Raw genomic sequence first — 12,626 nt, 5'->3', positions numbered from 1 at the left:
AATAAGCGGTTGCGTCGGGTGAGAAAAGACAAGTAAGACCCCCCACCACCCCGCGCCATAGGGGCGCGCGGTCCCATGGCTGGCGAAAGCTATACTTTCGCTGGCGCCAAACCCCAAAAAGTTGGGGAGGTATAAGGCAAGTGGAGGCTCTTTTGGACCTGAACCCGATCATGCTGGCGGCCGGCGCCGAGATCATGCGTATCTACGCCACCGATTTTGCTGTCGAGACGAAGGGTGACGCCTCGCCCGTCACCGAAGCCGACCAAAAGGCCGAGGCCATCATACTGACCGGGCTGAAGCATATCGCGCCCGGTATTCCGGTCATTGCCGAGGAAGAAGCGGCGGCGGGCCGTTTTCCGACCACGGCGGGCACCTTCTTTCTGGTCGATCCGCTCGACGGCACCAAGGAGTTCATCTCGAAAAACGGCGAGTTCACCGTCAATATCGCCCTGATCGAGGACGGCCGGCCGGTTCTGGGCGCGGTCTATGCCCCGGCGCTTGGTAAAATCTGGTGGGGGTCGGCCGGCAAGGGCGCCTTTATGGCCGAGGTGAAAGATGGCGTCATCGGCGAGGCGCGCGCTATTCAGGTGCGCCAGCCGGAAGGTGGCCTGATCGCGGTCGGTTCCCGTTCGCATGGCGGTGCGGAAACGCAAACCTATCTTGAAGCCTATACAGTGGCCGATTTTGTCGCCGCCGGATCATCGCTGAAATTCTGCCTGATCGCCGAGGGGCGCGCCGATATCTACCCGCGCATGGGCCGCACCATGGAGTGGGATACGGCGGCGGGCGATGCGATCCTGCGCGCCGCCGGCGGCAGGGTGGAAACGCTGGACGGACAACCTTTGAAATACGGCAAGCGGTTTCAGGACAATGATGGCGACTATGCCAATCCGCATTTCGTGGCGTTTGGCCATGAAAGCATTCGGAAACCGGTATAGATTAGGATTGCTGAACAATCAGGCGAGGCTTAAACGTTTGTGAGCCGTACACCGGATGGCTAGAACGTCCGCTCCAAACGATGCCGACATACGGCTGCGAGAGATATTATGACGGTTACGCCTGAACGGATGACGCATTTGCGCCGACTCGAAGCCGAGTCGATTTTCATTATGCGCGAGGTCGCGGCCGAGTTCAAAAACCCTGTCATGCTCTACTCGATCGGCAAGGATTCGTCGGTCATGCTGCACCTGGCGATGAAGGCGTTCTATCCCTCCAAACCGCCGTTCCCGTTCATGCACGTCAATACGACGTGGAAGTTCGGCGAGATGATCAAATTCCGCGACGAAACCGCGATGCGCCTGGGCCTGAACCTGATCAGCCACACCAATCAGGAAGGCGTGGCCAATAACGTCAATCCGTTCGACCACGGCTCGAACGTTTTCACCAATATCATGAAGACCGACGCGCTGAAGCAGGCCCTGACCCTGCATGGCTTTGACGCGGCCTTCGGCGGCGCCCGCCGCGACGAGGAAAAGAGCCGCGCCAAGGAGCGCATCTTCTCCTTCCGCACCGCCAACCACGGCTGGGACCCGAAGAACCAGCGCCCGGAACTGTGGAACCTCTACAATGCTCGCGTGAAGCCCGGTGAATCGATCCGCGTCTTCCCGATCTCCAACTGGACCGAGCTGGACATCTGGCAATATATCCTGATGGAAAACATCCCCATCGTGCCGCTCTATTTCGCCAGGAAACGCCCGGTTGTGCAGCGCGGCGGGCAGTGGATCATGGTTGATGACGATCGCTTGCCCTTGAACCCCGGTGAAGTGCCGGAAATGAAATCCGTGCGCTTCCGCACCCTGGGGGACTACCCCCTCACCGCCGCCGTCGAATCCGAAGCCGATACACTGGAAGCCATCGTTGCCGAAATGCTGGTGGCCCGTACCTCCGAGCGCTCCGGTCGTCTGATTGACCACGATGAAGCCGGCTCGATGGAAAAGAAAAAGCGCGAAGGGTACTTCTAAGATGAACGCGATCGCTATGGAAGACGCCCTGGATACCAAGGCCCTGGTCGAATATCTGGCCACGCACGAGAAGAAAGACCTGCTGCGCTTCCTGACCTGCGGGTCGGTGGATGACGGCAAGTCGACCCTGATCGGCCGTCTTCTTTATGACACCAAGCTGATCTTCGAGGATCAGCTGGCCAGCATCGAGAAGGACTCAAAAAAGCACGGTACGGTCGGCGATGATATCGACCTGGCCCTGCTGGTCGATGGCCTGCAGGCCGAGCGCGAACAGGGCATCACCATCGATGTCGCCTACCGCTTCTTTACGACCGACAAGCGCAAGTTCATCGTGGCCGACACCCCGGGCCACGAGCAATATACCCGCAACATGGCGACCGGCGCCTCCAATTCGGACCTGGCCGTCATCCTCATCGACGCCCGCAAAGGCATACTGACGCAGACGCGCCGACACTCGTTTATCGTGTCGCTATTGGGCATCAGGCACGTCGTGCTGGCGGTCAACAAGATCGACCTGATGGATTACAGCCAGGACGTCTTCAATGAGATCGTCGCGGCGTATAAAACCTTTGCTGCTGATTTCGGTTTCGAGACCCTGCAGGCCATTCCGATGTCCGCCCGCTATGGCGATAATGTGCTCAGCCGCAGCGACAAGCTTGACTGGTATAAAGGCCCTACGCTCGTCGAGCATCTGGAAACCGTTCAGATAGATCAGGATCAGAGCCAGAAGCCTTTCCGCTTGCAGGTTCAGTGGGTTAATCGCCCGGACCTGAACTTCCGCGGCTTCTCCGGCACCATTTCCTCCGGTACGATCCGGCCCGGCGATGACGTGCTGGTCGCCAGATCGGGCATAAGCTCGAAGGTCAAATCGATCGTCACCTATGATGGCGACCTGGCCGTGGCCGCCGCCGGCCAGGCCATTACCCTCACGCTCGAAGACGAGATCGATATTTCACGCGGCGACGTGCTCTCGGCCATCGACGCCCGCCCGGAAGTTTCCGACCAGTTCCAGGCCCGTCTGATCTGGATGAGCGAAGACGAGTTGATTCCCGGCCGCACCCTTCTGATCAAGATCGGCGCGAAAACCGTCTCGGCCTCAGTGACTGAAATCAAGCACAAGACCGACGTCAATACCTTCGCAGACCTGGCCGCCAAGACGCTCAAGCTCAACGAAGTGGCCTTAGTCAATATCGCCTTGCAGGAACCCGTCGCCTTTGATCCCTATGCGGACAATCATGAAATGGGCGCCTTTATCGTCATCGACCGCGTGTCGAACCTGACGCTTGGCGCCGGCATGATCGAACACGGTCTCAGGCGAGCCACCAATGTCCACTGGCAGGCGCTTGATGTGAATAAAGCCACGCGCGCCGGCGCCAAGAACCAGAAGCCGGTCGTGCTGTGGTTCACCGGTCTGTCTGGCGCCGGCAAGTCGACCATCGCCAATCTGGTCGAGAAGAAGCTGCTATCCCTGAGCCACCACACCTATCTGCTCGATGGCGACAATGTGCGCCATGGCCTGAACAAGGACTTAGGGTTTACCGATGCTGATCGCGTGGAAAATATCCGCCGGGTCGCCGAGGTTTCCAAGCTGATGGTCGATGCCGGCCTGGTGACGCTAGTCTCCTTCATCTCGCCCTTCCGCGCCGAACGCCAGATGGCGCGCGAATTGCTGGGCACGGGTGAGTTCATCGAGATCTACGTGGCGACGCCGCTGGAGGTCGTGGAAAAACGCGACGTCAAGGGCCTGTACGCCAAGGCCCGCGCCGGCGAGATCAGGAATTTCACCGGCATCGACAGCCCTTATGAAGCCCCGGAAAATCCGGAACTGACGCTCGACACCACGAACCAGACACCGGAAGCCCTGGCGGAACAGGTGGTCGCCTATATGCTGACGCACGGCTTCCTGGGCGATGGCCTGGACTACGTGATTTAAGGTTCAAGCCGGATCAGTTCGTTCAGGCCGCAGACGATGTGGTAGAACGAACTGGCCGGCGCGGCTTCATCCCTGAAGCGGCCATCCGCCAGCATCCGATCATACCACAGGCCGGGCACCGGTGTATCAAGGAACGGCTTGAGTCCCTGCCAGGCGGCGATAATTTCAGCCGCTTCCACTTCCGTTTTCAGGCGCGCATAGCGGATAACCGCCGCCTTCAGGCGTTCGGTTTGGGGCCACAGCCGCGCCGAGGCGTCGATGATCTCACCCTCAAGACTGATCTCATTTATCGCCACGCCCCGCGCCGCATCTATGCCGTGGCGGCGCGCGAAAACCGTCAGGCCATCGCTCAGTTTCGTGTCGAACGGGTCGAGCAGCCAGGCCCATTCCAGGCAATGGCCCGGCTCGACGATCGCGCCGTCAATTCCCGGCAACCGCTGCCAGTTCCGGTCGAAATATTCCGTTACCGCGCCGCTGTCCGCATCCCACAGGCGCGTGGTGAACAGGTGGCGCAGGCCATCGGCCAGATCGCTCCAGCCGTTCGCCAGCGCCGCCTCGAACATGTGCATGTGCGGATTTTGCCGGTAAGGCGGACAAGGCGTCAGTTCGCCTTCCCAGAAACCGCCTTCCGGTCGTCGCCATGACGCCATCGCCGCGCGCATCCGCCGGGCAGCTGCCAACGCGTCTTCCCGTCTGAGCGTCTTGCCAGCGTGGGCGAGCGCGAAAAGCGCAAAGGCGTGGTCATAGAGATCTTGCGCGGTGCTGATCACCTCACCGTCATCATTAAAAAGATGGACGCAATGGCCATTCGCCAATAGCCCGCGTTCCAGCACGATATCGAGCGCGCCCGTAACGATGTCGCGCCACGGCCCCTGCCAGCCCAGTTGGCCGAGCGCACAGAAACTGTAAATCTGCCGGGCCTGAACGCGCAGGCGGCGATCCATCCGCACGGCCGCGCCGGCCTGATCAATGCGTTCGGCGAACATACCGTCCGGCAGGATGCCAGCGGTGGACCACAGGGGCGCGGCCGTCTCAAACAGCCATACCCGCGCCTCAGTCTGCGCCCTTCGGATATCTATATGTCTCTGCATGACTCGCCCCTGTTTCGGACTGGTCAGTCCGTCCTTCATGCCCTACAAACACGATCTCCGCGCCGCAACAGGATTCGATAAAGGTATGCGTTTTTCCAGACAGCTCGTCATCCTGGTCGGGGGCAAGGGCACGCGTCTTGGCTCACATACGGCCAAGTCTCCCAAGCCATTGATGGAGATATCGGAAGGCCGGGTCTTCCTCGATTATTTCCTGCAATCCGCTGTCAGACAAGGCTTTGATCGGGTACTGATGCTGGCCGGCCATATGGGCGAGCAGGTAAAGGCGCGCTATCACGGCAAAAGCTTTGGCGGGGCGCAGATCGAAGTTATCATCGAACCCGAACCGATGGGAACCGGCGGCGCCTTTCGTTTTGCCCTCGACCGGCTGGACGAAACCTTTGTGGCCGCCAATGGCGACACCTTGTTCGACACCAACCTGCGGGCGCTCGATCATGGCCTCAACAGTCAGCCAGACCTGATGGCCAGTCTGGCGGTGCGGCAAGTGCCCGATTCAGGCCGCTTCGGCAGCGTTGATGTCCAGTCAGGCCGCATTGTCGCCTTCCGCGAGAAAGACCCCGCCGCCGGACCGGGCCTGATCAATGGCGGTCTTTATGCGCTGCGCCGGGAAGCCATTGCCGGTCTTCCGGAAGGGTCGTCATCCATCGAAGCCGACCTGTTTCCGCAACTGGCGGCGCAGGGCCGCCTCGGCGCGCAGGTATCGGATGGTTATTTTCTCGATATCGGCCTGCCAGATACACTGGAACGCGCGCGCCGGGAACTGCCGGCGCTGAAACGCCCGGCGCTGTTTCTCGATCGCGACGGCGTCATCAATCAGGATATCAATTATCTCCACCGGATCGATGATTTCCTATGGATCGATGGCGCGATCGATACGATCCGGCGGGCCAATGACCGCGGCATGGCGGTCATTGTCGTGACCAATCAGTCAGGCGTCGCGCGCGGATTTTATAATGAAGCGGATGTGGCGGCTTTGCACACACATATCCAGTCGGAACTGAACGCCCAGGGGGCCTTTATCGACAACTTCTATTATTGCCCGTATCATGCGGATGCCACAATCGACAGATATCGGGTACCTGATCATCCCGATCGCAAACCCAATCCCGGCATGATCCAGCGCGCCGCGCGAGAGCATAATATTGATCTCTCCCGCTCTGTTCTGATCGGCGACCAGCCGAGCGATATGGCCGCCGCCAGGGCCGCGGGTATAAAGGGATGTCTTTTTACCGATGGGGATCTGGTGAAATTCATTGACGCGCAGGGTGTTTTCCAGTGAGGATAAAGGCATGAAAGAAAACAGCAAATCCATCCTCCGTCGTCTCGATGACTCCAACTATATGCGTAAATACCTTATCGGCGATGGCGTCGATATCGGTGGCAAGCCCGATCCGTTGAGCCTCTATGGCGAGCTTTTTCCCTTGATGGGCAAGGTCCGCACCTGGGATATGGAAGATGGCGACGCTCAGTTCATGGCCTCCGTAGCCGACGATACGTTCGATTTCGTTTTCTCCAGCCATTGCCTCGAACACCTGAACGATCCGCGCGAGGGCCTGATCAACTGGTTCCGCGTGCTCAAGCCCGGCGGTCACCTGGTCATTACCATTCCGGATGAGGACATGTACGAGCAGGGTATCTGGCCCAGCACCCATAACAAAGGGCATCGCGTCAGCTTCACCATTCTCAAGGCGACATCCTGGTCAGAGGCGTCGATCAATGTGCTCGACCTGGTGCGCGATCTTGGTCCGGCGGCTGACCTGCGCAAGCTGCAAGTGCTCGATCACACCTATCGCTACGACTTGCCGCGCTTTGACCAGACCCTCACGCCGATCGGCGAATGCGGGATAGAACTGATCATCCGCAAGCGCACCCCCGCCGAACTGAATGCGGGTGGCCGCCTGCCGGGCCAGACGCAACCGGAACCCGGCCAGCGGGTCTACTACAACCAATACCGTGCCGATCAATCGGCATTGAAGGCCTTCAGTGGCCAGACGGACCTGTTTTCCGATGAAAGGGAGCTTTGATGTCATTTCTCGGGAAACTGAAAACACGCGCCACCACCGCCAGTCTTGAGGCGTTCGTCCGCGATCGCATGGCCTTTGACGCGGATTTTTATACGCGGTTCTACGACGATGTGCGGGAAAATGGCGTCGATCCGTTAGCGCATTTTGTTAATCACGGTTTCAGCGAGGGCCGCCTGCCGAATGCCGACCTCTCAATTGACGATTATCTCGATCTTTATGCCGAAATGCGCGCCATGCCGGCCCTGGCGACGCCCGAACGTCTGGCGGGGCTGAAACGGGCGGCCACGACGTTGGCATCCGGCCCGGTAAAAATAGCCAAGATGTCTGACAGGGGCGCAAACTATCTGCCTCCCATGCGCGAAATCGGCGGCTGGCTCGAAGGCCGCAATATCCGTGAGGGTTATCAGCGCGCGTGGGGCCTGAGATATGATGACCTTTACGCCCGCGTCGACAGGGACACTGACTTTCAGGCGGCCTATGAACCCGTTCAGGGGCGCTGCATCATTGAGCCGTCGCGCGTGCGTAACCTGTTTCTGCTGTTCAAGTTCTTCCTGCCGGCGATCGACAGCGGCGACATCATCGAGTTCGGCTCCTATCGCGGCGGCGGCGCCATCTTCATGGCCCTGCTGGCGAGAAAGTTCCGGCCCGGCGCCACGGTCTATGCGCTCGATACCTATGAAGGGATGCCGCAGACGGATCAAACCCTCGACGCCCACAAGGCGGGTGATTTCAATGATTCCCTGCTCAGTGAAGTCGAGGCGGCGCGCGACGCGCTGGGCCTTACCAATCTCGTTTACGTCAAAGGCCTGTTTCAGGATACCGCGCCCACACTGCTGCCTGGAAAGCGCTTCGCCCTGGCGCATATAGATGCCGATATCTATAGCGGGGTGGCCTACGCCTATGATGTGATCAGGGACTATATGGTGCCGAAGGGCTATTATGTTTTCGATGACGCCACCGAGGCGAGCTGCATCGGCGCGACGGCGGCCGTGGAAGAATATGTGGTGCGGCGCGATGGCCGGCTGTCCGAGCAGATTTACCCGCACTGGGTATTCCGCGCGATCGAATAAGTCGTCAGGCGATTGACGACCCCACGCCTTTGCCGGTACATCCAAAATCTTTTTATTGTTGAAACTTCAGAAAAATATTCATGGTAACCGCTCCGAAAAAGACCGCAACAACGGGAACGCGCAAGACGGAGCCTGAGTATAAAAAGCTTCAGAAGGAACTCGCCGCGCTTGAGACGGCCTTCGCCGAGCAGGCGCGCCTTCATGCCGAGCGCTTTGGCGAATATGACCGGTTGATCGCCGCGCTCAATGACGGTCTGGCCTCACAACGCGCCATGGTGCAGGCGCTCAGGGCCGAGAGCCATAAGTCGGCGCGGGTGATCAAGTCCTTTATTGGCCGCGACCTGAGCTGGCTCACCAGGATCGCCGCCACACGCGGCCCACGCGCGGCTTACCAAACGGCCCGCGATTATTTCCTGCTGAAAGCCAGTGGTCAGTTTGATCCGGTCTTTTATGCCCGCCAGGTCGGTAATGATGATTTCAGCGACGCCAAGCTTTTGCGTGACTATCTGAGCGCCGGCTATAAGCGCGGCTTCGACCCGACACCGGCTTTCTCGGTCGATAAGTACCTGGCCATCTATCCGGATGTTTATCAGGCGGGGACAGATCCGTTCAGCCACTACCTGCGCTGCGGCAAGCGCGAATACCGCCTGGCGCCGCCTTCGGCGCGGGCGCGCCTGACGCAGGGACCAACGGACAAGCCGGCGGCGAAAACGTCCGAGGTTCGGGATGGCGCCGATGGCCTGGTGGATTATTTCAACGCGCCCGCCGCCGGTTTCGAAGCCTTCGACAATTTCACCTTTACCAATCTGATGGCCTATGTCTGGTCGAGCCGGATGGACCTGCAAACCGTGCTCGACGTCCGCGATTACAACGGCCGCTTCAATTTCGGCACCTGGTTCGTCATGGAGGCGCGCGAGGAATATCATCTGCCCGCCGCTGTTTTCCCTGAAGACCTGCTGTACAGCCTGAAATCCGAAGGCGGCACCGTTCGTGATGTCGCTAACGATCTGCTGAAGGCGCAGGGCCTGCTGAAAGGCCGCACAGCGACGGTGCAGAAATCCGATACCTTCGGCGCCAATCTTGTCGGCTATGCCTACGGCGAATTCGGCATGGGTGAGCATGTCCGCGAAGTGGCCCGCGCTGTCAACACGACCGATACGCCCTTTGTCATCATCAACCAGAACGCCGCCGGCCATGGCAATGGCGACCTGAGCGTGAAACACTGGGTAAAGGACGAGGCGGCGTTTAATATCAATGTTTTCCACGTCAATGCCGACATCTTCCCCTTCCTCTATTTCAATGTCGGCGAGGCCTTCTTCGAGGATCGCTACAATATCGGCTATTGGGCCTGGGAACTGGAAAAAGCGCCGCCGGAATTTGATCTGGCGCTGAATATCGTCGATGAGGTCTGGGCGATTTCAGAGTTTGTTTCGGAAGCCTTCCGCAGCCGCGCCAAGGTGCCGGTCGTCACCATGCCGCTGGCCGTCAGCGTGCCGGAGGTGGATGCAGCCAAATACACCAAGGCCTATTATGGCCTGCCGCAGGATGCCTTCACCTTCCTGTTCATCTTCGACGCCGCCTCGCACCTCGACCGCAAGAATCCGATCGCCGCCGTGCGCGCTTTCCGCGCCGCCTTCCCCTCCCCCACCGCCAAAGCGCACCTGCTGCTGAAGGCGATGAATGTCGGCAAGGGCAACAGTCTGTGGCAAGCTCTGCTCGACGAGATCGACGATGATCCACGCATCACCATCATGCAGCAGCGCCTGACGCGCGACGAGGTCCTGGGCCTTTACCACGCTGCCGACGCCTTTGTGTCGCTGCACCGTTCGGAAGGCTTCGGCCGCTGCGTCGCCGAGGCCATGGCCTATGGCAAACCGGTGGTCGTCACCAATTATTCCGGCACGCTCGACTTCGCGCACGAAGGCACGGCCTGCGTGGTTGATTACAAGCTGGTGCCGATCCCGCGCGGCGCCTACCTGCTGGCCAATGAACAGGTCTGGGCCGATCCCGACATCACCCACGCCGCCCAACACATGCTGCGTCTGGCTGAGGACTCTGACTTCCGTGAGACGATGGCGACAGCCGGTCAGCGCTATATCCTCGACAATTTCAACCTCGAAGTCACCGGCGCCCGCTATGCTGCCCGTCTGGCCGAACTGGAAGAAAAGCGCAAGACGACGCCGAAAAAGCCCAAGGCCACCGCCCTGCCGGCGCCCACCACGGGCGAAAGCGGCATTATCGGCAATATCGATTCACCGACCGTCGCCGAAGCCGGCGCGATCTCGGATATTCTGTCGGTACAGGGCTGGGTCATCGCCCCTGCGGGGATCGAGCGTCTTGAGCTGTATATCGACGAGGAACGTGTCGGCGAGCCGCATTACGGTATCCTGCGTCCCGATGTCCACGCCGCCCATCCGGAAATCGTCGATGCCGGACGTTCCGGTTTCTTCTTCCAGACGGATGTGACCAAGCTATCCAAAGGCCGGCATGTCAGCCGCCTCGTCGCCTTTGCCAGGGATGGCCAGACCCGCGAATGGCGCAGCGATTTCACCTATGTCGGCAGCGTGCGCTATGACCACTGGATGAAAACGGCCGAAAACCTGTCCGTCAAACAGGGCGCAGCGCTGAAGAAAAAAGCGAATAAGCTGGTGACTGTCGCCATTATCGCCGGTGCGGACAGCGAACCCGAAGCGCTTCAGGCCACCCTGGCCTCGATCGCCGCCCAAACCTATACACGCTTTGAGATACTTGTCGCCGGCGACGGTCCGCCTCAAACCGCCACGGACTATCGCTGGATCGGCCATACACCCGATATCTGGCAGGCGATTGCCCGCGAAGCCCGCGGCGATGTCGTCACTGTGCTCGACGCCGGCGACAGCCTGCTGCCGTGGGCGCTGGCCTATATCGGCGCGGCGTTCGAGACGACGGAAAAGCCCGAATTTGTTTATGCTGACGAAGACAGCCTTCTGAGCGGAAAGCGGACTCGTCCGCGCTTCAAGCCGGGCTGGTCGCCGTATTTTCTGGCGCAGTCGAACTATATCGGCAAGCCGTGGGGCGTCGCGCGGCCGGTGCTGCTTGGTGTGGCCAACAGCGACATCACAACCGAGCACGATCTGCTCGGGTCGATCGGCGGCAAGGCGAAAGCCGTGGCGCACATTCCCAATGTTCTGTGTTCGCGCCCCCTGAACACCTCAGCGCCGGAAGATGCGCCGGCGCTTCCCGCGGTGCGCGCCTCTGGCCCACGGGTATCGCTGATCATCCCGACCTGCCTGCGTCACCTCGATATCGTCGAGCGTTGCTTCCAGGGCCTGACCGACCTGACCGCCTATAGTGATATCGAGGTCATTCTCGTCACCAACAATCTGGCGGACCCTGTGGCGGCCGAGGCCTTCCTGAAACCTTATCAATCTCTTGGGCCATTCAAGGTCGTTCATTGGGAAGGCGAAGGCTTCAACTGGTCGGCGCTCAATAATTTCGGCACGCGCCACGCCACCGGCGACTACCTGCTCTATTTCAACGACGATGTGGAATCGATCAAGGCCGACTGGCTCGACCGCCTGGTGCTGTCTCTGGAAGACAGCGGCGCCGGCATCATCGGCCCCATGCTGCGCTATCCCAACCGGACGATGCAGCACCTTGGCATCAACCTCGTGTCCTATGGCGGCGGCGCCCGCCACCTGTTCCGTTTCTGCTCCGGACTTGAGGACAACCTGCGCTGGATCATGGATTATCCGCGTGAGGTCAGCGCTGTAACCGGCGCCTGCCTTCTGACCACGCGCGCCCTGTTCGATGCGCTGGATGGCTTCGATGAAAGCATTCCGGTCGTCTGCAACGATGTCGATTTCTGCCTGCGCGCCCAGGCGAAGGGCTATTCGGTGCTCATCGAACCGCGCGCCGAACTGATCCACCATGAAGGCATCAGCCGCACCGGCATTTCGGAAACCGAGGACGTCAAGCGCTTCTGGGGCCGCTGGGGGACTACGCTCAAGCGGCCAGACCGCTTCACCAATCCCAATCTCGATACAATGCGCGACGACTGGATGGTCAATCCGGATATTTCGCGAATCGAAGCCTCGCGTTAATGAACCGCCGGTTGCGTTTCGCTTGACAGTAAAGCGCGGCTCACCCCATAAAGCCGCTTTTTATAAATTCAATCAGGACTTTGGCCTACTTGTCGAGTCACGTGCGGACTTTTTTTTAAGAACAGACGGGACATGACGATTTTATCCACTTCCGAAGCCATTCTCGCTACCGGCGCGCGGGTGATGCGCACGGAGGGCGAGGCCCTGCTTTTGTTTGCCGGTTCGCTGTCGGAATCGTTCGTACGGGCGGTCGAAGTGATGTACGCCGTCAAGGGCCGGGTCATCCTGTCGGGCATGGGCAAGTCGGGCCATATCGCCGCCAAGATCACCGCGACGCTGGCCTCCACCGGCACGCCGGCGCAGTTCGTCCACCCGGCCGAAGCCTCGCACGGCGACCTCGGCATGATCACGCCCGATGATGTGGTGATCGTGCTGTCGAACTCCGGC

Annotated in this window: 9 protein-coding genes; 8 read left to right on the top strand and 1 reads right to left on the bottom strand. The window is 60.0% G+C overall.

All coding sequences use genetic code 11. From position 1 onward, the window contains the following. Nucleotides 1–152 precede the first annotated feature (152 nt). The 3 genes from cysQ to cysN all read left to right on the top strand — a co-directional run bounded on the left by cysQ (nt 153) and on the right by cysN (nt 3,894). On the top strand, nt 153–938 hold the full coding sequence (gene cysQ / locus VL130_RS15950) for a 3'(2'),5'-bisphosphate nucleotidase CysQ (RefSeq protein ID WP_325364308.1): 786 nt from the start codon (nt 153–155) through the stop codon (nt 936–938). 108 nt (nt 939–1,046) lie between these two features. Then, the gene (gene cysD / locus VL130_RS15945; RefSeq protein ID WP_325364306.1) at nt 1,047–1,961 is read left to right on the top strand and encodes a sulfate adenylyltransferase subunit CysD; all 915 of its coding nucleotides are present in this window, start codon (nt 1,047–1,049) and stop codon (nt 1,959–1,961) included. Between the two features lies 1 nt (nt 1,962). Beyond that, nucleotides 1,963–3,894, top strand: a complete 1,932-nt coding sequence (gene cysN / locus VL130_RS15940) for a sulfate adenylyltransferase subunit CysN (RefSeq protein ID WP_414636304.1) — start codon at nt 1,963–1,965, stop codon at nt 3,892–3,894. On the opposite strand, the gene VL130_RS15935 is transcribed toward cysN, so the two are convergent. Continuing rightward, on the bottom strand, nt 3,891–4,985 hold the full coding sequence (locus tag VL130_RS15935; protein ID WP_325364304.1) for an AGE family epimerase/isomerase: 1,095 nt from the start codon (nt 4,983–4,985) through the stop codon (nt 3,891–3,893). The two genes, cysN and VL130_RS15935, sit on opposite strands and share 4 nt — an antisense overlap. 85 nt (nt 4,986–5,070) lie before the next feature. Between VL130_RS15935 and VL130_RS15930 the strand changes: the two genes are divergently transcribed. The 5 genes from VL130_RS15930 to VL130_RS15910 all read left to right on the top strand — a co-directional run. Next, a complete protein-coding gene (locus tag VL130_RS15930; RefSeq protein WP_325364302.1) occupies nt 5,071–6,282 on the top strand; it encodes an HAD-IIIA family hydrolase in 1,212 nt (403 codons plus the stop codon). 10 nt (nt 6,283–6,292) lie between these two features. Further along, entirely contained in the window at nt 6,293–7,027 is a 735-nt protein-coding gene (locus VL130_RS15925; protein ID WP_325364300.1) for a class I SAM-dependent methyltransferase, read from the top strand. Further along, nucleotides 7,027–8,097: a TylF/MycF/NovP-related O-methyltransferase gene (locus tag VL130_RS15920; RefSeq protein ID WP_325364298.1), complete on the top strand. Its 1,071-nt coding sequence runs from the start codon at nt 7,027–7,029 to the stop codon at nt 8,095–8,097. Before VL130_RS15925 ends, VL130_RS15920 begins: the two co-directional genes overlap by 1 nt. A gap of 80 nt (nt 8,098–8,177) precedes the next feature. Next, nucleotides 8,178–12,179, top strand: coding sequence for a glycosyltransferase (locus tag VL130_RS15915; RefSeq protein WP_325364296.1), 4,002 nt, complete (start codon nt 8,178–8,180; stop codon nt 12,177–12,179). 132 nt (nt 12,180–12,311) lie between these two features. Then, on the top strand, nt 12,312–12,626 hold a 315-nt coding region (locus tag VL130_RS15910; RefSeq protein WP_325364294.1), incomplete at its 3' end, for an SIS domain-containing protein.

Source organism: Asticcacaulis sp., assembly GCF_035497195.1.
Classification (GTDB): domain Bacteria; phylum Pseudomonadota; class Alphaproteobacteria; order Caulobacterales; family Caulobacteraceae; genus Asticcacaulis.
This window is presented reverse-complemented; position numbering and strand designations above follow the sequence as displayed.